This window comes from Nonomuraea sp. NPDC003709 (assembly GCF_040610775.1).
GTDB classification, from domain to species: domain Bacteria; phylum Actinomycetota; class Actinomycetes; order Streptosporangiales; family Streptosporangiaceae; genus Nonomuraea; species Nonomuraea angiospora_A.
In genome coordinates, this window is sequence record NZ_JBEXMW010000011.1 from 47,835 (window position 1) to 67,497 (window position 19,663).

The window sequence follows — 19,663 nt, forward strand, 5'->3', positions numbered from 1 at the left end:
CGTGACCCGGTGCCCGGCACGGCCCGACCTGACCGAGGGACTTCGCATGAGACACGGCCTCGCGGCCCTGGCCCCGCTCCTGGTGCTCGGGGCGGCGGTCGCCCTGGTGGGAGGCTGCCTCGCCCGTTCCGCCGAACCTGGATCACCCGACCGGCATGCCTCGCATCCGCCCGCTGCCGGCGCCGTCCTGCCCGCCACGGCCGCCGGGTTCAACGCCACCGACACCGCCTGGCTGCAACTGATGATCGCGATGGAGGAGCGGGCGCTGCTCCTGCTCGACCTCGGTGCGGGACGCGGGGGTTCGCCCGCCGTACGAGGGCTGGCGGGCCGTCTCCGGCAGGCTCACGCAGCGGAGTTGCGACGCCTGCGGGCCGAGCTCGGCCGTACCGGACTGCCTGCGCGGAACCCGCACGAAGGGCACGACATGCCGGGCATGGCCACCCCGGACGAGCTGGCGGCGCTCGGGGCCGCCACGGGCGGCGCCTTCGACCGGCTCTTCCTGACCCGGCTGCGCGCGCACGTCGAGCAGACGGCCCTGGTGTCCCGATCGGAGCAGGTCTCCGGGGCGGACCGCGCCACCAGGGACCTCGCCGCCGCGATCGTGCGAAGCCGGACGGCCGAGCGCGGCCTGCTGACCGAGATCGAAATACGAAGGGAACGTGTGTGACCGACGACGACATCGACCGCCTCGTGAGCAAGCTCGACCTGGAACAGAAGGCGCGGCTGGTCACCGGTGCGAGCGTGTGGCGCACCGACGCCGAGCCGGACATCGGGCTGCGGGCCATGGCGTTCTCCGACGGCCCGGCCGGCGTCCGCGGGGAGGGCTGGGACGAGAGGGACACCTCCCTGACCCTGCCCTGCCCGACCGCGCTGGCCGCCACCTGGGACGAGCACCTGGTCGGCCTGCTCGGCGGGCTGCTCGCCGGCCGCCACTTCGAGTGCCCGCCTTGGAGAGCGCTCTCCCTCCCCTCTGCTATAAAACGCACATGACCCCTCGTCTCCCGGCATCGCAATCCCTCCCCACCCTGGAAGACGTGGCGCGCGTGGCGGGGGTCTCGCGCGCCACCGTCTCCAGGGTGATCAACGGCATCCGCAACGTCGATCCCGCGATCCAGGAGAAGGTGCGCCACGCCATCAGCGCGATCGGATACGTGCCCAACTCGGCGGCGCGGTCTCTGGTGACGAGGAGGACCGGCGCGATCGGGCTGGTCGTCTCCGGTGCCGGGGACGGCGACGACGATCAGCGCTTCACCGTCTTCACCGACCCGTTCTTCGGGCGCGTGGTGGCCGGCGTCGTGAGCTTCCTGAGCACGCGCGGCGTGCATCCCACCCTGATGTTCGCCGAGACCGACCAGAGTCGCGACCAGATCGTCACCTACCTCCGGCAGGGCAACGCCGACGGGGCCGCGCTGGTGTCCACCCACGCCGAGGACCCCCTGCCCGCGCTCCTCGTCGAGGCGCGGGTGCCGACGGTGCTGTTCGCCAAACCGGCCCGGCCCATCCCCATCAGCTACGTCGACGTCGACCACCGGGCCGGGGCGAAGCTCGCCGCCGACCATCTGTGGGCACTGGGACGGCGGCGGATCGCCACGATCTCCGGCCCGCTCGACGTGCCCGCGAGCCAGGAGCGGCTGGCCGGCTTCCGCGACGCCATGGCGGCGCACGGCCACTCCTACATCCCCTGCGCCGAGGGCGGGTTCACCTACGGCAGCGGGGAGGCCGCCATGGAACGGCTCCTGGCCGAACATCCCGACCTCGACGGCCTGTTCGTGGGCAACGACCTCATGGCCCAGGGGGCCCTTCCCGCGCTGCGGCAGCACGGCCGCCGGGTTCCCGATGACGTCGCGGTCGTGGGTTTCGACGACAGCAGCGTGGCCACCGCCTGCCGTCCGCCGCTCACCACGGTCCGCCACCCGGTCGAGGACATGGCCGCCGAGATGGCCCGCCTGCTCCTGGCCCGCATCGAGGAGCCGGGCCTTCCGCCGACCTCGGTGATCTTCGATCCGGCTCTCGTCGTCCGCCAGTCCGCCTGACCTCCGCCGCGGCCCTACGGGGTGTGTCCCGTCAACGCGTTTACCGGGGGGCACGACCGGCCGGTGATGCGGGCGATGTGGGCGTCGCGTTCCTCCTCGGTCCTGGGGCGTCCGGCGATCCCCGGCCGTTGTTGCCAGGGTTCCGGACCCTGCGGCCGGCGGAACTCGATCCCCATGGCTTCCAGGCGCAGCAGGTGGGTTTCCATGCGCTCGCGGAAACCGGGCAGGTCACGCAGGCGGGCCGGAGTCCACAGGACTTCCGCGATCGCCGCCAGGCGGGGGAAGGCGAAATAGTCGACCACACGTCCGGAGTCCATGTACTCCGTCCAGATGTTGGCCTGGCCCCCGATCACATGGCCGGCCTCCTCGGGAGAAAGCTCCGCGGGCACGGGCTCGAAGGCGTAGACGCGGTCGAGGTCCAGGACGACGGACTGCGGTATCGGCTCGGTGTCCAGGTCGGACTGCCGGTAGTCGAGATAGGCGTGGTTGTCGGGGCAGCTGATCACATCGTGTCCCCGGCGGGCCGCGACGACGGCGCCGGACATGCCGCGCCAGGACAGGAGCGTCGTCCCGGCCGGCAGGTCGCCTTCGAGCAGGTCGTCCCAGCCGAGCATGCGGCGGCCCTGCCCGGCCAGGTGGCGGCCGATGCGTCCCAGGAACCATCCCGGCAGCCGGTCCACGCTGTCGAGCCCGAGCTCGGCGGCTCTGGCCCACGAGGCGGGATCGTCGCGCAGGCGGGTCTTCGGGGCCTCGTCGCCGCCCACGCAGACATACGGCGACGGGAACAGATCGATCACCTCGTCCAGCACGTCGCAGAAGAACCTGACGGTGTGCTCCTCGGCGTTGAGCACATGATCGTCGATGCCCCAGCGGGTCCACACCGGCAGTCGCTCCGCCCCGGCGCCCAGTTCGGGGTAGGCGGCCAGGGCGGCGCGGACATGGCCGGGCATCTCGATCTCCGGCACGACGGTGATGAAACGTCCGGCGGCGTAGGCGACGATCTCGCGGATGTCGTCATGGGTGTAATAGCCGCCGTGCGGCCGGCCGTCGGTGCCCGCGTCGGGCCCGGAACCTAGCTGCGTCTCCGTACGCCACCCTCCCACCGCGGTCAGACGGGGGTAGCGGCCGATCTCCAGACGCCAGCCCTGGTCGTCGGTGAGGTGCAGGTGGAGCCGGTTGAGCCGGTGCGCCGCCAGCTGGTCGATGAGCCTGAGCACGCCGTGCACCGGCATGAAGTGCCGTGCGACGTCGAGCAGGACGCCGCGCCACGGAAACCGCGGCGCGTCGGTGACGGTGGTCGCGCCGATGACCCAGTCCGTGCCGGGGATGGTGGGTGAGCGGCGGTGTACGGCGGGCGGCAGCAGTTGCAGCAGCGTCTGGCAGCCGTAGAACACGCCTGCGGGGTCGCCGCCCTCGATGCGCACGTGGTCGGGGGTGACTTGCAGCCGGTAGGACTCGGGGGCGAGATCGGGCTCGAGTTCCAGCCGGATCGAGCCGGACGCCGACTCGCGCAGGGGCAGCCCGGTCCCCGCGCGCAGGGCGCCCTGTAACCACGCCAGGACTCCGTGCAGGGCGTCCGGCGCCGTCAGGCCGGTTTCCGTGGTGAGGGCGAAGGCGCCGCGGGCCGGGACCACGGCGGCGGGCAAGGGGACGAGGCTCATGCGGCTTTCCTCACAGGTCGCGGGAGGGCTTGACGGCGGCGCGCGGACGACGTCGACGGTCGTATGGCGTGGACGGGTTGCGGCCCGGACAGGCCGCGCACCATCACGGCCTGTCCGGGTGCCAACTCGTAGCGGTTCAGTAGAGCCGGGTGATCTTCCACCTGTTGAGGTTGAAGCCGCCCGTCACCGCGTAGATGCCGAACTGGTGTGTCCCGGCGGGCAGGTCGACTTCACGGGAGATCGTCCGGTAGCTCGACCAGCTCCCGGTGTTCGGCACGTCGATGTTTCCGAGCGGGGTGGCGCCCTCGTTGACGTCCAGCGAGATCACCCCGCCGTCGTTCGGCGACGCGACGCGGTACTCCACCAGGTAACGCCCGGCCGACGGGATGGTGACCCCGCCGAAGGCGATCCAGTCGGTGCTGTCGAAGGAGCCGACGTGCTGCCCGCCGCCCGTGTCGGGCGTGGGCTCGGTGATGACGCCCTTCATCGCGCTGTAGTTCTCGGCCTCGAAGGTGCGGGTGTGGCAGCCGCCGGGCGCCAGCTCGCAGATGTCGGCCCGGTTGGTCGACACCTTGAGGTCGTCGTACCAGATCCAGGAGTCGTTGGCGGGCGCGAAGGTGGTGTCCGCCCCGCCGAAGAAGGAGGAGAAGTAGGCCCGGTCGATCAGATCGCCGATGCGCACGAAGCGCAGCCCGGTGACGGTGGCGGCCGAGACGCCGTTGTAGAAGATCTCGATTTCGCCGTCGGGGTTGGCGTTGCCGTTGGTGACGGTGTTGACCTTGAGCCTCTGGACGACGTTGAACCACTCCCCCCGCGGATAGAGGATGTCGGCGCCGTTGCGCTTGAGCACGGCGTAGTCGCCGTACTGCCCGGCGTGACCCATGTGGTAGTAGTAGATCGCCGCTTGGCCGTTGTTACGCCGCCAGATCATGCGCGAGCTGAAGCCGTTGTAGCCGTCGCAGACCTGGCCTCCCGAGCACGCGGCGCCGCCCGCCAGACCGAGTCCCAGCTTCCCGGCGAACTCCGTGGTGCCCCAGCTGAAGTCGCTGCTGTAGCGCGCCCAGTAGGACAGGTAGTACTCACGGGCCGGGGTCAGCGCGAGCGGCGCCTGGGCGCCGGAGTCGGCCGGTCCGATCTTGCCCTTGGGGTAGAAGACGCGCAGCGACTTGCCGCCCGAGTGGTTGAAGTTGTAGCCGTCGATCCAGGTACGGGTGTCCATGCCCTCCTGCCAGGGCGCGCTCCAGCCGTCAGCCGCCCACTGGCTCAGGGTGTAGGCGGTGCCCCGCTCGGGCCGTTCGAAGGTGTTGACGCGGGGTGCGGCCAGGGCGGTGCCGGGGATGAGGGCGAAGAGGGAGACGAGTGCGGTGAGGACCTTTCCTCTCATGGGCTGGCTCCTGTTCAGAGATCGAGGACGAGCGTGCGTCCCCAGGGGTGACGCCCGGCTTCGGTGAAGCCGAGCGCGGCATAGAAGGCCAGGGCCCGGACGTTGGTCTCGGCGACGCCGAGGTGCAGGCCGGGCACCTGCCGTTCCCGCAACGACGCGATCAGGGCCGACATGAGGCGGTGGCCCCAGCCCCTGCCCCGCAGTCGCGCGGTGAGCTTGATGTGCGCCTGGGCCGGGTGGCTGGTGAACCAGGGCCGAGGCGCGTCCGGGTAGTCGTGGATCACATCGACGTAGCGGTGGTCGAGGGTGCCGTCGCCGGGATCGGGACGGCGGGGGTACTGCTCGCGCAGCACCGGCCACCAGTGCTCGCGGGCCCACCCAAGAAACTTCTCGGTGGACGCGGTGGCGACGACGTAGCCGCCGATCCCCTGCTCGTCGGCCACGACGATGGCCAGGCCGGGATCGGCGACCGCGTACGGCCCCGCATAGAGGTGACCGGGCAGGTCGGGGGTGTGGAAGCGGGGCGCCTCCGCCCGGCCCGCCCCGTCGACGAGCAGGCACACCCGGTAGATTCCGGCCAGGTCGGCAGGGTGGTAGGGCCGCAGGAGCGCCGCCATCGCGAGCTCCTAGGAGACCGTGACGGCGACGGTGACCCTGTCGCCGGATCGGACGTATTTCACGGACTGTCCATTCAAAGTGACATCTCGTACACCTGGTGCGTGGACCGAGATCTCATACCGCCCGGTCGCTCCGCGCGGCACGGTCAGCCGCAGCTCGGACCCGGCGTAGGCCACCGACGCCCGCTCGATCGGCTGCGAGACCTTGACCCAGTCGATGCCGTCCACGGAGACCGCGGCGCGGCGCATCAGGTCCACGCTGACCGGTGCGCCGTTCGCGGCCCGTCTGAGCAGCGCGTAGCCGGAGTCGAAGAGCACGTCGTCGCGGAGGCCGGCGGTCAGGTCGACCCGCACGTGCCCGTCGGCGATTCGCCGGGCGTCGCTCACGGCCGGTCCGTCTGCCCGCGAGCGGGTCTCGATCAGCGTGGTGAACCGCGTCCGCGCCGTCCCTTCCCGTCTGGCCAGCAGGAACGGGATGGGCTTGCCGGTGGTGGCCTCGCCCGGCCCGCTGGTGTGCAGGACCCCGGTCGAGGTCGGCTCCAGCGACCGCAGCGAGAGCACCGCCGTGTCGGAGTTCCACTGCGCCTGCCACCGCCCGTCCGCCGCCGTGCCCTCGGCGACCCGCTTGAGCCGGTGGTAGCCGAAGTCGGTGTCGGCCGGGTCGAGCACGCAGTCGCCGCAGGGCGGCGGCGTCATGGCGGGCCCGCTCACCTCCAGCGTCCCCTGCCCGTGCCACGACTGGTCGTAGCGGTGCGCGGTGGTCCCCGAGGCGTCGAACACGTCGAGTGTGTAGCGGTCGGTCATCAGGTCCGCACGGCGGATGGCCACGTCCCCGTCCTTGGCTCCGGCGTCGGCCACCCGCAGCCCGGGGGTGGTGCCGAAGAAGTTCAGCGAGCCGCGCATGGTGCGGTCCTGGCTTCGGCCGTCCACGACGACCGTGTTGTGCGAGACGCTCTCGCGGTACCAGTTGTTGGTCAGGTCGGCGTTGTCGGAGCCGTAGACCATGCCGAGATCGGTCGACTGCAGCCCGCCGCCGGTCACGTCGACGTGCAGCTTGTCGGCGTGGCCGTGGCTGCCGCCCGGGATGCCGTGGTCCATCCGGATCGCGTCGGCCTGGAAGGGGTCCACCGCCGAGCCGTACAGCAGGGCGACGTCGTCGAAGAAGCCCACTCCCCTGTCCGAGACGAGTGACACCCGCGCCGCGACCGCCTCACGCGGAACCGCGCCGTGCACCCCGGCGGCCTTCCAGGTGCCTGCGAAAGCTGTGGAGACGGGCTCGGTGGTCGTGCCGTCCTTCTTCACGAACGACAGCTCGATCCGGCCGATCCCCTGGACCCGTGCCTTCAGCTCGACGGTGCCGACGAGGCCGCCGGTGACCGGGATGTCGCTGCTCCAGCGCCCTTGCGTGGCCGTCGCCGCCGAGCCGCCGCGATAGGCGAGCGGCGAGATCGCCGTGCGTCCCTCGCGGGCCCAGGACGTGCCGCCGTCCTCGAAGCCGCCGTCCCGGGCCAGGTCGGCCAGCCACAGGTCGAGCCGCTCGAAGCTGCCGTCGATCGCCAGCCGCACGGCACGCGCCTTGACCGGTACCTGGAGCTCCTTCTCTCCCTCGGTTACGCTGATCTTCCTGCCCTTCCGATCGAGGAAGGTCAGCTTGACCGATCCGCGGCCCAGGACCGACAGCCGCAGATGTGACAGGCGGGTGCCGTCCACCGGGAAGGTCTGGGTCGCCTGGCCCGTCACTGCGCCCTTCTTCCAGGTCCCGGTCAGCGCCCAGGAGGCCGGCTTGCCCGCGTCCTCCAGCGCCGCCTCCGTGAAGTCCCCGTTGGGGACGAGGTTGGCCGGCTCGCCCCCGCGCAGCACGGTCTCGCCCAGGCCGCGGAAGGTGGTGCTGCGCTGCCGTACACCTGGGCTCTTCGGGATCTCGTCGGCGCCGTACCGCAGCGCCCACCGGTCGCCTCGCGGCTGGCCGAGATTGTGGTAGGCCAGCCCGAGCCCGGCGGCGAAGTCGGGGTCGTCGTAGGTGGCATAGGCCCATTCGGCGAACATCGTGAAGTTGGGGCCGAACCTCCGTCCCCAGGTGCCGCCGTCACCGGCCGCGGGGACGGTCAGGTCCGGATACAGGTACGGCAGGAGTGTGGTGTACATCGACTTGAAGCGCGGATCGTGCGGGTAGTCCTTCTGCCGCGCCGAGATGGCGACCTGGGTGAGCGCCTGGAGCGCGTACAGGTGGTAGCTGGCCGAGCCCTCCCACCACCAGCCGTCGCTCACGATCGCCTTGTCCAGCAGGAACTCGGTGTCCTTCAGCGCGGCATCGCGCAGTCCGGCGTCGTCGATCGCCGCGCCGACCCCGTGCACCGCCGCGGCCGTCCAGGCCTGGAAGTTGGAGGTCGCCATCGGGCTGGAGATCAGCAGCTCGGCCAGCGGGCGCAGCAGATTGCCCTCGATGTTCACCCGCTCGGCCTCGGTGAGGCCGTCGCGGATCAGGTCGTAGGCGTCGATCAGCCCGATGGCTGCGACCGCCTCGTCCAGCGACTGGTAGTGGATGCGCCCGTAGAGCGGGTTGAGCGGCACGGACAGGAACCGGTCGGCGTAGTAGAGCAGGATGTCACGCGCTTTGGCGGCGTACTGCTCACCGCCGGTCACCCGGTAGGCGAGTGCCAGGTCGGAAGCGCCCTGCGCGGCGTTGTTGTGCCAGATCTCCACCCATGCGCTGTCGTACGGCTCGCCGCCGTAGGTCTTGCCGTCGAGCGGGCACCGATGGCTCGTGGGGCTGTCGTAGTCGAAGGTCAGCATGGTGTTGGTGCCGGGGCATTTGAAGTTGCCGCTCCAGCCGCCGTGGAAGACCGTCTTGTCCAGCGGCCTGCCCAGCCAGGCGTCGGCCTCCGCCTTGACGGTGGTGTCGAAGGCCTTGGCCGCCCACGGCCGCCCTGAGATGCGCTTGCGCAGGGTGTCCAGCTCCGCGGGCGTCGCGTAGACCCGAGGTTCGCCGCCCTTGGCGGTGGCATCCTCCACCGTGAGCGTGGCCCGCTGTGCCGATGCCGCGTCACCACTGGGCGTGACGGTCAGTACGGCGGAGCCCGGAACGGTCACCGTGACCAGGGTGGACTCCCCCGGCTTCAGTTCTGCGGTCACCGCCGGGCTCACCGTGCCGCGGTCCACCGCGAGCCGCAGGGTGTCGGCCACGGCGCGCCGGTTGGTGACCGTGACCAGGAACGTGGCGTCGCTGCCCGGCGCGGCCTTCTTGGTGGCGCGTTCGGGGTAGAGCCAGGCCGATCCCGGCGTCACCCGCACGTCGTCCACCCACATGGTGCCCGTGGAGGTCTGCACGGTGTTGATGATCTGGACCCGCGTGGTCAGCGGCGGCACCTTGAAGGTGCCCTCCACGGTGCTCCAGTCCCTGGTGCCGGTGAGGATGCCGCCGAGCAGGCCGGAGCCGGTGTAGACGGTGGTCCCCGCGCTGTCGACGTAGCTGAAGTTGAGCGAGACGCGGGCCGCGCCGGGGAAGTCGGTGTAGTCGGCCAGGGTGATCGCGTCGAGCTTCACCTTGGCGGAGATGTGCACGATGGGGGTGGTGGTCTGGTTGAGCGGGACGGTGACGTACCCGCCGATCTTCTTGGTCGGCGAGCCGTCGATCCGCATCGACCGGCCGCCCTCCGCGGCCACCGTGGTGTCGATCGCGTAGGTGGAGCTCTGCCACGGCGTGCACCAGGCGGGTGCCGGGCAGGCTTCGGTGGCGGGCGTGGTCGTCTCGAACCCGGGGTTCGGCACCAGGTTGGGCCCGTCGGCGGCAGCGGTGGCGGGCATCGCCTGAAGCGGGGTCGAGGCCACGATCAGCGCCGCCAGTAAGGCGGTGATCTTCTTCATGCCGCTTCCAGCCACGCGTCGCGGTGCCGGGCGACGAACTCGTCGTCCACCAGCTCGGGGTAGGCGGCGATGACGCGGTCGAGCTCCTCGGCCTGGCCGGGCGACAGGCCCTCGGCCGGGTCGAGCAGCCGTACCTCGGCCAGCAGGCCCTGGCGGCGCAGCACCTCGTGCACTCCGGCGATGCAGCCCGCGAACCCGTGCGCCACGTCGAAGACCGCGCCGTTGGCGTCGGTGAGCCGCGCGGCGAGCGTGAGCAGCTCGGCGTCCACCTGTCCGCTCCTGACCGCCGCGTGGGCGCGGTGCAGCAGCTCCACGGCCCGGTGGGTCCACACCGCCGTCTGGCCGAGCAGGCCGCCGACGATGCGCTTGACCACCGGCTTGCCTTCCACCTCCACCGAGAACTCGGTGAGCAGGTCGACCAGGATGTTGTCGTCGTTGCCGGTGTACAGGGCGATCTCCTCGGCCCGGCCGGACTCACAGACCGCCCGGACCACGTCGATCGTGCGGTAGCGGTCGAACGGCGCGATCTTCACCGCACGTAGCGCCGGGAGCTGGGCCGCCCGGCGCCAGAAGTCCACGCCGAGGACGCGACCGCCCACGGCCGGCTGCAGGTAGAACCCGCAGAGCGGCAGCACCTCACCGATCTCGGCCAGGTGGGCGACGAGCTCGTGATCGGGCAGGTGGTCCAGGCCGCGCAGGATGACCATGGCCAGGTCGTAGCCCAGGGAGGCGGCCAGCTCGGCCTCGCGGACAGCCTCCGCCGTACCGCCTGCCACGCCCGCGACCAGCACCGGGGCCGGGCCGCTCGCCCGGGTGCCGGCCGTGGCGGCTTCGTCCGCGGCCAGCCGCAACACCGGCTCCAGCAGACCCGCCGTACGGATGCCGAACTGGGTGGTGTGAACGCCTACGGCGAGGCCACCCGCTCCGGCGTCGAGGTAGTACCGGGTCAGCGCTCGCTGGCGGCGCTCGTCGAGCGTGCCGTCGGCGGCGATGACGAGGGGGTGCGCGGGGATGATGACGCCTTCCAGCAGGGTGCGTGCTGCGGAGGGCGCCAGGATGGCTGGCATCAGAAGCGTCCTTCTCGTTCTTGGAAATGGGTGGTCTTGCCGTGCACCGCTCCCCCGGAGGCCACCCAGCGGGCGGTGGCGTCGAGCAGGCGCATCAGCGGGACGGTCGGGTAGCCGAACAGGGCGTGCGAGCGTGCGGCGTTGGAGAGCAGGGCTGTCGGCTCCTCGCCACCGGTGAAGCGCGGCGTGACCCCGAGGCGGGCGGCCAGCTGTCCGGCCAGCCAGCGGACCGACGCGGTCTCGGGTCCGGCCATGTTAAGGATCAGCGGTGGGGTGGCGCAGTGCTCGAAGAGGCGTAGCGTCATGGCGTTGACGTCGCCCTGCCAGATGACGTTGACGCTGCCCGTCGCCAGGTCGATCGGCTCACCCCGGTGGACGGCCTGCGCCAGTTCGAGCAGGACGCCGTAGCGCATCTCGACGGCGTAGTTGAGGCGGACGATGGCGGCCGGGGTGCCCTGGACGCGCGAGAAGTGCTCGATGATGCGTTCGCGGCCGAGGCAGGACTGCGCGTATTCACCGGCCGGGCTCGAAGGGGTGTCCTCGTCGGCTCCGCCGCCGGCCACCGGGACGAGGGGGTAGACGTTCCCGGTGGAGAAGGCGACGACGCGGGATCCCGGGAAGCGCTGCATGACGCGTCCCGGCAGGTAGGTGTTGAGCGCCCACGTGCCGGGTTCGGAGCCGTGCGTGCCGAACTTGCGTCCGGCGAGGTAGACGACGCGCTCGGCCTCGGGCAGGCGGGCCAGGTCGGCGTCGTCGAGCAGGTCGGCCCGGACGATCTCCACTCCGGCCTGCTTCATGAACGCCTCGTCCTCGCCGGAGAGGGTGCGCGCGACGGCGATCACCCGGGCGGTGGAACGGCGGGCGTCGAGGGCCCGGCGGGCCATCACCGCGAGGCCGGGGCCGATCTTGCCTCCGGCGCCCAGCAGCATCAGGTCGCCCGCGGTGCGGGCGAGGCCGTCGGCCACGGCCTCGGACGGTGTGGAGAGCGCTTCGAGCGGATCGTTCAGGTTCTCGATCATCGGATGTCCTCCGACATCAGCGAGCGGAAGGCGGACAGCGCCTCGTGCAGGGGCGCGGCCTGCGGGTACCAGGCGGCCTCCCACTCCAGGCAGGTCCAGCCGCCGTAGCCGAGACGGGCCAGTTCCCCGGCGAAGGCGTCGAGGGGCACGGCGCCGGCGCCCGGCAGCACGGGCGCGAGGTCGGTGGTGGAGGTGACGTCCTTCACCTGTACGTGGGCCAGCCAGGGGCGCAGCGCCTCGGCCGTGACGGCCGGGGGCTCACCCGCACGCCACGGGTTGACGACGTCCCAGAGGGCTCCGACGTGCGGAGAGCCGACCTGGGAGAGCACGTCGGCGACGGCGCGTCCGGTGAGGAAGGCGTCATGGGTCTCGAGCAGGATCCGCACCCCGGACCGTGCGGCGCTCCCGGCCCCGGCCCGCAGGGTCGTGACGGCGCGGCCCGCCACCCCGGGGTCGTCCGGGTCTCCTCCGAAGACCCGTACGAACGACGCGCCGGCCAGGCGCGCGAGCTCCAGATGCCGGGCGAGCGCGGCCCCCTCGCCCGGCATCCCGACCCGCACGTAGGAGGCGAGGCAGATGATCTCGATGCCCGCTTCCGCGAACCGGGCCCCGACCGTCCGGGCCTCGGCGTCGGTGGCCGTGGGCGGCAGGATCTCGCCGGTGGCACACCGGAGCTCGATGCCTTCGCAGCCGTGCTCGCGTGCCAGCTCGATCACCTGCTCGACCGGCGCGCTGGGGCAGCCGAGGGTGCTGAAGGCCAGGCGGCCGCTCATGCCGGGTTCCTCAGCAAGGCGGCGCCGACCGTTTCCGGGCGGCCGCGGACGGCCGACTCGTAGATCGTCAGGACTGCGGCCACGACGGACCGGCCGTAGTCACCCCCGACCAGCGGCGGGCGGCCCGTCGTGCAGGCATCGGCGAAGTCGGCGAGCTGCTCGGTGAAGGCCGCCTCCGGGTGGTCCCCGCCCGGCGTGAGCTGCCGTTCGGCACCGCCGTCGCTGACGAAGGTGCCCTCGGTGGCCGACCAGCGCAGCGAGCCCCGTTCGCAGATCACGAGCGTCTCGTCGGTGTAGGGCAGACCGGCGCTGGTGAACAGGAAGCTCGCCTTGACGCCGCTCGACAGGCCGATGACGCCGACCGCGTCGGTCTCGATGTCCAGGCCGCGCCGCCTCCACAGGTGGGCGTGGACCGACTCGATCTCGCCGGCGCCGAGCCACTGGATGCGGTCGAGACCATGGGTGCCGACGTTCATCACGATGCCGCCGCCGGCCGCGACCGGGTCGAAGAACCAGTCGGGACGCGAGCCACGCTCGTAATGGGCCGTTCTGCGGTGGCTGATCGCGTGCACCGGGCCGAGCTCACCGGAGGCCAGGAGCGCCGCGACCTGACGGGCATGGGCGCTGAAGCGCAGCACGTGCCCGACGGCGAGCGTCACCCCCGCGGCCTCGCAGGCTTCGATCATCGCGGTGCAGTCGGCGACCGTGGTGGCCATCGGCTTCTCCACCAGGACGTGCACACCCGCGGCGGCCGCGTCCACGGTCATCTCGGCGTGCAGGTTGTGCGGCGAGGTGATGATCACGCCGTCCAGCCGCTCGCGGGCGAGCATCTCCCGGTGCGAGGTGTAGGCGGTGGCGCCCGCCTCCTCGGCCGCGCGCCGCGCGGCGTCGGCGCGGATGTCGCAGACCGCGCCGACCGTGACCTGGGGCAGGTTCCGCGCGGCCCGCAGGTGCAGGTCGCCGACGATGCCGGTGCCGATGAGGCCGAGCCGGAACGAGGGCTCGTTGGTAAGCACAAACAACTCCTTGGCTTGGGAGAGGTCAGCCCTTGAGGCCGGAGGCCGCCGCGCCGCGCACGAAGTAGCGCTGGGCGACGACGAAGACCACGAGGATCGGGACGAGCGACATCAGGGCTCCGGCGGTCACCAGTTGGTCGTTGCCGACGAACTGACCGCGCAGGCCCATCACCCCGATGGGGAGGGTCAGCTTCTCCGGGGAGATCAGGTAGACCGTCGGTTCGAGGACCGCGCCCCAGGACGTCATGAAGGTGAAGACGGCGAGCGTCGCCAGGGACGGCTTGACCAGCGGCAGGTGGATCCGGGTGAAGATCTTCCAGAGGCCGGCGCCGTCGAGGGCGGCGGCCTCCATGAAGTCGGTGGGGATGGCCAGGAACGCCTGGCGCATCAGGAAGATCCCGAAGGGGGTGGCGAGCCAGAACGGGACGATCAGCGGCAGGAAGGTGTCCAGCCAGCCGAATTCGCGGAACATGATGAACGTCGGGATGATCGTCACCACCGTCGGCAGCATGAGCGTGGCGAGCGCGGCGGTCAGCAGGGCGTTGCGCAGCGGCAGGCGCATGCGGGCCATCGCGTGCCCGACCATCGCACTGCTGATCACGGCCCCGGCCGTCGCCAGTCCCGCGATGACGAAGCTGTTGATCGCGTACGACGCGAATGGGGCCCGGGCCCACACGTCGGTGTAGTTCGACCAGACCGGCGGGTCGGGCAGCAGCGTCGGCGGGATGGCGATGAAGTCGGCGTAGGACTTGAGCGAGTTGAACAGGGACGTCACGAACGGCAGCAGCATGATCGCGGCGCCGGAGACGACGAACACGTAGGCCAGCAGGCGGCCGGGCCGCACCCGGCGCTGGAGAGCGCGGCTAGGCATAATGCACCCACTTCCGCTGCAGCCAGAGCTGGACGAGGGTGAGGACGAGGGTGATGCCGAACAGCACCCAGGCGACGGCGGCCGCATAGCCCATCTGGAAGTACTCGAAGCCCTGCCGGTACATGTACAGGACGGTCACCTCGCTGGCATCGCCCGGCCCGCCGCCCGTCATGACGTAGACCTGCTCGAAGGCCTGAAGGACCGAGATCGTCGACAGCACCAGGACCAGGAACGTCGTCCCGGACACGGCCGGCACGGTGATGTGCCGGAAGCGGCGGACGGGCCCGGCGCCGTCCATCTCGGCGGCCTCGTACAGCGACTTCGGAATGGACTGCAGCCCGGCCAGGAAGAGCACCATCATGTAGCCGACGCCCTTCCAGACCGCCACCAGGGCGAGGGTCGGGATGACCAGCGCGGGGCTGTCGAGCCAGTTCTGCGGGTCGACGCCGAACCAGCCGAGGACGGTGTTGGCCGAACCGGTGCGCGGGTTGAACACCGCGTCGGCGACGTAGGCGACGACCACCCAGGACGAGACGACCGGGACGAAATAGGCGCCGCGCAGCAACGGCATGAACGTCAACCGCTGGTTGAGGCCGGCGGCCAGAACCAGCGCCAGGACCGTCTGCGCCGGCACGTACAGGAGGGCGAACAGGCCCGTGTTGAGCAGGCTGTTCCAGAAGTGCTCGTCCTTCAGCAGCCTGGCGTAGTTGTCCAGGCCGATCCAGTTCGGCGGGGAGACGGTGTCGTAGTCGGTGAAGCTGAGATAGCTCAGGGCCAGCACGGGCCAGGCCGTGAGCAGGACGAGGTGGGCCAGGTAGGGGGAGGCGAACAGGCTCGCCCACAGCCTCTCGGCGACCTTTCCGGATCCGGTCGTGATCGTCACTTCTCGCCCCCCTTCCCGTTCCTTGATGTGCCGGGTCATCCGGCCGGCTTGAACCGGTCGACGACAGCCTGGGCGTCGGTCTGCGCGGTCTTCAGCGCGTCCTCGATCCCGGTCTGCTTCGACAGCGCGCTGGTGACCTGTTTGGTGATCGCGGCGGTGTACTCGCTCCACACCGGGCTCAGGCCGATGTCATCGGCGTCCGCGAGGGCGTCGGTGAAGGGCTTGCGGTCGGTGGGAGGCGTGCCGGGGTTGAGGAACGCCGGGGTCTGCGCGACCTTCTTGTTGATCGGGATGGCCTCGCCGGTGGACATCCACGCGGCCTGCGGCCCCTCGCCGGCGAAGAACTTGATCCACTTCCAGGCGGCCGCGGCCTTGGGCTCGGACGAGGCGCGGTTGACCACCCAGGAGTTGATGTTGGCGAGGTCGCCGCGCTGCCCGTTCGGCCCCTTCGGCAGCGGTACGACCCCCATGTCGATCTTGCCCTGGGCCGCGGTCTGGATCCGGGCGTAGATGCCGAACTGCATCGCCACGATGCCGCTCGGGAACAGGATCTGGGACTTGCCCAGGGCCTCGGTCGTCACCGGGTCGGGGGCGACCTTCTCCTCATGCATCGCCCTGTTCATCCAGGTGAGGGCATCGCGGCTCTGCGGGCTGTCGATCGCGATCCTCCCGTCGTCGGCGAGGACGTCACCGCCGAAGGCCTTGACCATCGGCCACCAGCTCTCCACGAAACTGGGCGAGTAGGCGCGGAAGCCGTAGATGTCGGTCTTGCCGTCGCCGTTGGTGTCCCGGGTGAGCTTCTTGGCCGCGGCGAGGAGGTCGTCGTAGGTCCAGTCCGCGGTCGGCGGCTCCACCCCGGCCTTGGCGAAGATCGCCTTGTTGTAGAACAGCGCGGTGGACTGGGCGCCCTGCGGGAAGCCGAACAGGCGTCCCCGCGGGTCGCCCTTCTTGATGATGTCGATGCCGTAGTAGTCGGCGGGGTTGATGTCGGAGGCGTACGCGGTGAGGTCGCGCAGGCTGTTACGGCCGCTGAACTCCTGGACGAGGACGCCATCGGACAGCCATACGTCGGGCGCCCGGCCGCCGGCGAGCTGGGTGCGCAGGCGCTTGTAGAACTGGTCGTAGTCGGCGGACTCGATCTTCACCTCGATGCCGGGGTTGGCCTTGGTGAACTGGTCGACCAGCTTGCGCATCAGGCCGTCCGCGGGGCCGCCGACCTCGGCGTAGTAGCCGAGCGTCAGGGCGACCTTGCCGCCGGCCGTCTCGTCGCCGCCTCCGCCGCAGGCCGCGGTTGTGGCCAGGGTCAGGATCAGGGCCGTCCCGAGCGCGGCGATTCTGGAACGTTCTCTTTCAGGCATGGGGGTACCTGCTCTCCGTGGGGTGACGCGTCGTCTGAGGCGACGAAAAGGTCGTTCTGGGTGGCTAAGGAGTCGTGGGGGTCCCGCCGCAGGACCCTCGCACGACCAGCCGGGGCTGCAGTTCGATCCGGTGGGCCGGGGCGGCGGGGTCGTCGATGCGGCGCAGGAGCAGCTCCGCGGCCAGCGCTCCGACCTCCGGCTTCGGCGGGGCCACCGCGGTGAGCGGAGGGTCGGTGAGGTCGACGACGTCATCGTCGTAGGCGACGAGCGCCAGGTCCTCCGGCACCCGCAGGCCGAGCCTGCGCGCCTGGACGACGAGCGACGCGGCGTCGCGGTCGCCATGGCAGAACACGGCGCTCACGCGGTGGTCGCGGCAGTCCCGGGCGAAGGCGAACAGTTCCTCGGCCGGCCACTCCGTGCGCCTGACGACCGCCTCGGCGACCCGTTCGACGCCCAAGGCCCGGATCGCGCGCTCGAATCCATCGGTGACGACGTCGGCCGTCCCCGTTCTGACCCGCCCGACGAAGCCGATCCTGGAGTGGCCGAGCCCGACCAGGTGCCGGACCGCGGCGTGGACGCCGCCCACATGGTTGGTGACGACGTAGGAGGTCGGGTCGTCCGGCTCCAGCACCGTCGGACGGCGTTCGACCAGCACGTACGGGACGGGCAGTTTGCGCAGGGTCTCGATGTGCGCCTGAGGGTCGTCCATGACGTTCAGGTTCGGCACGAGGATGAGCCCCTCGACTCCGCTGTCGAGAAGCCTGCGGGTCTGGGCGTGCTCCAGGCCGGGTTGATTCTCGGAGCTGGCGAGAATGACTCCGGCGCCGGCCGCGGTCAGCGCCCGCTCGATGCCTTCGATGACCCGCGGGTAGTAGTACGAGGTCGAGGGGACGAGCACGCCGATGAGCCTGCGGCCCGTCGGCGCGGGCCGGCTCGCCACGTAGGTGCCCGAACCCTGCCGCCGCACCACGACGCCTTCGTCCACGAGGATCCCCACCGCCCGCCGGACGGTGTTGACCCCGACGCCGAAGGTCGCGGCCAGCTCCCGCTCCGTCGGCAGCCGGCTGCCGACGGACCAGCCCTCGTCGGCGATCCGCTCCCGCAGTGCGGCCGCCACCTTTTCCGATTTCATTCCCTGAGAGAATGAATTTGATCCGATCGGCGGTGTCATGGCCGGAATCATGCCTGAGCAGAAAGAGACGGTCAAGAGTTGTCCAGCCGTTTATTTCGTGATTTCCTCCTGCCTATCAACCCTGTCTGAAGTGCGACTTCATGGAATGAATTCATTCCTTTTCGAAGGAGGAAAGTGCCTGGCCCGAGAATGACCGTGGATTCGGTCGAATGCTTCGTCCTGCACCTGCCCGCGCTCCGCGACTTCAAGATCTCCGGTGGCACCGTCACCCGCGCGGGCGGCGCGCATGCCCGCGTCCTGGTCCGCGTCGGCGCGGACGGCCTGGCCGGGTGGGGCGAAGCCACTCCGGCCCCGACCTGGACCTACGAGACGACGGAGAGCATCGTCTCGACCATCCGCGGATACCTGGCCCCCGCCCTGGTCGGCCATCCGGTCTGGGACCTCGACGGCGCGATCCGCCGCTTCGAGCGGGCCATCAGTCCCGGATACACCCTCGGTGCCCCGTTGGCCAAGGCGGCGGTCGACGTGGCCCTGCATGATCTCGTCGGCCAGGCCCTGGGCGTCTCCATCGGCGAGCTCTGGGGCCAGCGCCGGGTTGACGAGATCCCCCTGGCCTGGATCGTGTCGGGCGCCGACCCCGAAACGGCGGCCAAGGAGACGGAAGAGGGCCTGGCGGCCGGATATCAGGCGTTCAAGACGAAGGTGGGCATCTCTTCGCTCGAACACGACGCCGAACGCGTGGCGGCGGTCCGCGCCCGCGCGCCCGACGCGCCGCTCTGGATCGACGCCAACCAGGCCTACACCCTCGACCAGGCTCTCCGCCTGGCACGCCGCATCGAGCCGCTGGCGGTCAGCCTGCTCGAACAGCCGCTCCGGGCCAACGACCCGATCGGCCTGAGCCGGCTGCGCGACCGGAGCCCGATCCCGATCGCCCTCGACGAAAGCCTGGTCCACCCGTCCGACCTGGCCACCTTCATCCGTCTCGGCGCCCTCGACCTGGCCGTGGCCAAGGTCCAGCGAACCGGCGGCCTCCTACTTTCCCGCCGCCTCTGCTCTCTGGCCGAGGACAGCGGCATCGGTCTCGTCGGCTCCGGTCTCACGGACTCCGCCCTGGGCCTGGCGGCCTCCCTCCATCTGTTCGCGGCGTTCGGCATCACCCACCCGGCCGACCTCAACGGCCCCCAGTTCGTCCGATCACCTTACGTACGCGGTCCAGACGTCGTGATCAGCGACGGCACCGCTCACGTACCCTCCGGTCCCGGCCTGGGCGTGGAGGTCGACGAGGACGCGGTCCGGGCCCTGGCCGTCCCTCAACCGGCTTGGTCATAGGCCGTACGCGACCATCCGCACGCTGCCTCGTCTCCCGTACCCGTCCCGCCCCTGATGATCGGCAGTGAGTGCGGGCCGGATCGCCCACGATCTCTTCGTCGTCCACATCCGCCCTGGTCAGCCGCCATCCCAGAGGACCATCGGAGGACAAGGACCGGGACTTTCGGCCCTACTGCGGCCGCCGGAGCCCCGACAGCATGGAGCGAGGGGGATCCGGCTGGAGGCGGATATGAACGGGAAACATGCCAGTCCAGGCGTATATATGGAACACTTTCAACTTTCCGAGCAGGCGGTGAACGGCGCCGCGAAGATCATGGTCAGTGGAGAGGTCGACCTGGCCGCCGCGCTGCCTCTGCAGGAGCTGCTCTTCGGCACGATGAACGGCCCGACTTCGACCACCGAGGTCGACCTGGGCGACGTGTCGTTCATGGACGCGTCAGGACTCACAGCGCTCATCCGGGCCGATACCAAGGCCCGAGACGTCGGCGGACAGCTGCATCTGTCCCATGTTCCCGATCGCGTCTTCCGCCTCCTCAGGATCTTCGATCTTGATCAACGATTCTCCATCCTGACCTGATCACCTGTGTGACAAGCGGCTCGCCCACCGTGCGAGTGCGCGTCAGGTGACGCGATCGAGGCCGCAGCGTCGTGAGCCC

Annotated in this window: 17 protein-coding genes; 5 read left to right on the top strand and 12 right to left on the bottom strand. The window is 70.7% G+C overall.

Going from position 1 to position 19,663, the window contains the following annotated elements:
- Positions 1–46: 46 nt before the first annotated feature.
- The 3 genes from ABZX61_RS30910 to ABZX61_RS30920 are packed head-to-tail and all read left to right on the top strand — an operon-like array spanning position 47 to position 2,033.
- Complete coding sequence (locus ABZX61_RS30910; RefSeq protein WP_355199663.1) at positions 47–667, top strand: DUF305 domain-containing protein; 621 nt, start codon at positions 47–49, stop codon at positions 665–667.
- Entirely contained in the window at positions 664–990 is a 327-nt protein-coding gene (locus ABZX61_RS30915; RefSeq protein WP_355199664.1) for a hypothetical protein, read from the top strand. Before ABZX61_RS30910 ends, ABZX61_RS30915 begins: the two co-directional genes overlap by 4 nt.
- Complete coding sequence (locus ABZX61_RS30920) at positions 987–2,033, top strand: LacI family DNA-binding transcriptional regulator (RefSeq protein WP_355199665.1); 1,047 nt, start codon at positions 987–989, stop codon at positions 2,031–2,033. The genes ABZX61_RS30915 and ABZX61_RS30920 overlap by 4 nt, the downstream gene beginning before the upstream one ends.
- 14 nt (positions 2,034–2,047) lie before the next feature.
- Here ABZX61_RS30920 and ABZX61_RS30925 read toward each other — a convergent pair whose 3' ends face one another.
- From ABZX61_RS30925 to ABZX61_RS30980, 12 genes are all read right to left on the bottom strand, one after another.
- Complete coding sequence (locus tag ABZX61_RS30925; protein ID WP_355199666.1) at positions 2,048–3,694, bottom strand: beta-N-acetylhexosaminidase; 1,647 nt, start codon at positions 3,692–3,694, stop codon at positions 2,048–2,050.
- 136 nt (positions 3,695–3,830) lie between these two features.
- Positions 3,831–5,078 carry a carbohydrate-binding protein gene (locus tag ABZX61_RS30930; protein WP_355199667.1) on the bottom strand — a complete coding sequence of 416 codons (1,248 nt, stop codon included), beginning with the start codon at positions 5,076–5,078 and terminating at the stop codon, positions 3,831–3,833.
- Positions 5,079–5,092: 14 nt separating this feature from the next.
- Positions 5,093–5,695, bottom strand: coding sequence for a GNAT family N-acetyltransferase (locus tag ABZX61_RS30935; RefSeq protein ID WP_355199668.1), 603 nt, complete (start codon positions 5,693–5,695; stop codon positions 5,093–5,095).
- A gap of 9 nt (positions 5,696–5,704) precedes the next feature.
- Complete coding sequence (locus ABZX61_RS30940) at positions 5,705–9,559, bottom strand: alginate lyase family protein (RefSeq protein ID WP_355199669.1); 3,855 nt, start codon at positions 9,557–9,559, stop codon at positions 5,705–5,707.
- The gene (locus ABZX61_RS30945) at positions 9,556–10,626 is read right to left on the bottom strand and encodes a dihydrodipicolinate synthase family protein (protein ID WP_355199670.1); all 1,071 of its coding nucleotides are present in this window, start codon (positions 10,624–10,626) and stop codon (positions 9,556–9,558) included. Before ABZX61_RS30945 ends, ABZX61_RS30940 begins: the two co-directional genes overlap by 4 nt.
- Complete coding sequence (locus ABZX61_RS30950; protein ID WP_355199671.1) at positions 10,626–11,645, bottom strand: NAD-dependent epimerase/dehydratase family protein; 1,020 nt, start codon at positions 11,643–11,645, stop codon at positions 10,626–10,628. The genes ABZX61_RS30945 and ABZX61_RS30950 overlap by 1 nt, the downstream gene beginning before the upstream one ends.
- Positions 11,642–12,418: a sugar phosphate isomerase/epimerase family protein gene (locus tag ABZX61_RS30955; RefSeq protein WP_355199672.1), complete on the bottom strand. Its 777-nt coding sequence runs from the start codon at positions 12,416–12,418 to the stop codon at positions 11,642–11,644. Before ABZX61_RS30955 ends, ABZX61_RS30950 begins: the two co-directional genes overlap by 4 nt.
- Positions 12,415–13,434, bottom strand: a complete 1,020-nt coding sequence (locus tag ABZX61_RS30960) for a Gfo/Idh/MocA family oxidoreductase (RefSeq protein WP_355199673.1) — start codon at positions 13,432–13,434, stop codon at positions 12,415–12,417. The genes ABZX61_RS30955 and ABZX61_RS30960 overlap by 4 nt, the downstream gene beginning before the upstream one ends.
- A gap of 25 nt (positions 13,435–13,459) precedes the next feature.
- Positions 13,460–14,305 carry a carbohydrate ABC transporter permease gene (locus ABZX61_RS30965; protein WP_355199674.1) on the bottom strand — a complete coding sequence of 282 codons (846 nt, stop codon included), beginning with the start codon at positions 14,303–14,305 and terminating at the stop codon, positions 13,460–13,462.
- On the bottom strand, positions 14,298–15,188 hold the full coding sequence (locus ABZX61_RS30970; protein WP_355199675.1) for a sugar ABC transporter permease: 891 nt from the start codon (positions 15,186–15,188) through the stop codon (positions 14,298–14,300). The genes ABZX61_RS30965 and ABZX61_RS30970 overlap by 8 nt, the downstream gene beginning before the upstream one ends.
- A gap of 35 nt (positions 15,189–15,223) precedes the next feature.
- Positions 15,224–16,546, bottom strand: coding sequence for a sugar ABC transporter substrate-binding protein (locus tag ABZX61_RS30975; protein ID WP_355199676.1), 1,323 nt, complete (start codon positions 16,544–16,546; stop codon positions 15,224–15,226).
- 64 nt (positions 16,547–16,610) lie between these two features.
- Positions 16,611–17,678, bottom strand: coding sequence for a GntR family transcriptional regulator (locus ABZX61_RS30980; protein ID WP_355199677.1), 1,068 nt, complete (start codon positions 17,676–17,678; stop codon positions 16,611–16,613).
- A gap of 189 nt (positions 17,679–17,867) precedes the next feature.
- Between ABZX61_RS30980 and ABZX61_RS30985 the strand changes: the two genes are divergently transcribed.
- Both ABZX61_RS30985 and ABZX61_RS30990 read left to right on the top strand, forming a co-directional pair.
- Positions 17,868–19,007 carry an enolase C-terminal domain-like protein gene (locus ABZX61_RS30985; RefSeq protein WP_355199678.1) on the top strand — a complete coding sequence of 380 codons (1,140 nt, stop codon included), beginning with the start codon at positions 17,868–17,870 and terminating at the stop codon, positions 19,005–19,007.
- Positions 19,008–19,236: 229 nt separating this feature from the next.
- Positions 19,237–19,584, top strand: a complete 348-nt coding sequence (locus ABZX61_RS30990) for an STAS domain-containing protein (protein ID WP_350735967.1) — start codon at positions 19,237–19,239, stop codon at positions 19,582–19,584.
- The last annotated feature ends 79 nt before the right edge of the window (positions 19,585–19,663 follow it).

Bases quoted from the DNA above. Each gene is read 5' to 3' on its own strand.
- ABZX61_RS30920 (WP_355199665.1), top strand. From the start codon at position 987: ATGACCCCTCGTCTCCCGGCATCGCAATCCCTCCCCACCCTGGAAGAC.
- ABZX61_RS30945 (WP_355199670.1), bottom strand. From the start codon at position 10,626: ATGCCAGCCATCCTGGCGCCCTCCGCAGCACGCACCCTGCTGGAAGGC.
- ABZX61_RS30925 (WP_355199666.1), bottom strand. From the start codon at position 3,694: ATGAGCCTCGTCCCCTTGCCCGCCGCCGTGGTCCCGGCCCGCGGCGCC.
- ABZX61_RS30935 (WP_355199668.1), bottom strand. From the start codon at position 5,695: ATGGCGGCGCTCCTGCGGCCCTACCACCCTGCCGACCTGGCCGGAATC.
- ABZX61_RS30985 (WP_355199678.1), top strand. From the start codon at position 17,868: ATGACCGTGGATTCGGTCGAATGCTTCGTCCTGCACCTGCCCGCGCTC.
- ABZX61_RS30910 (WP_355199663.1), top strand. From the start codon at position 47: ATGAGACACGGCCTCGCGGCCCTGGCCCCGCTCCTGGTGCTCGGGGCG.
- ABZX61_RS30965 (WP_355199674.1), bottom strand. From the start codon at position 14,305: ATGCCTAGCCGCGCTCTCCAGCGCCGGGTGCGGCCCGGCCGCCTGCTG.
- ABZX61_RS30990 (WP_350735967.1), top strand. From the start codon at position 19,237: ATGAACGGGAAACATGCCAGTCCAGGCGTATATATGGAACACTTTCAA.
- ABZX61_RS30980 (WP_355199677.1), bottom strand. From the start codon at position 17,678: ATGAAATCGGAAAAGGTGGCGGCCGCACTGCGGGAGCGGATCGCCGAC.
- ABZX61_RS30955 (WP_355199672.1), bottom strand. From the start codon at position 12,418: ATGAGCGGCCGCCTGGCCTTCAGCACCCTCGGCTGCCCCAGCGCGCCG.
- ABZX61_RS30975 (WP_355199676.1), bottom strand. From the start codon at position 16,546: ATGCCTGAAAGAGAACGTTCCAGAATCGCCGCGCTCGGGACGGCCCTG.
- ABZX61_RS30940 (WP_355199669.1), bottom strand. From the start codon at position 9,559: ATGAAGAAGATCACCGCCTTACTGGCGGCGCTGATCGTGGCCTCGACC.
- ABZX61_RS30930 (WP_355199667.1), bottom strand. From the start codon at position 5,078: ATGAGAGGAAAGGTCCTCACCGCACTCGTCTCCCTCTTCGCCCTCATC.
- ABZX61_RS30950 (WP_355199671.1), bottom strand. From the start codon at position 11,645: ATGATCGAGAACCTGAACGATCCGCTCGAAGCGCTCTCCACACCGTCC.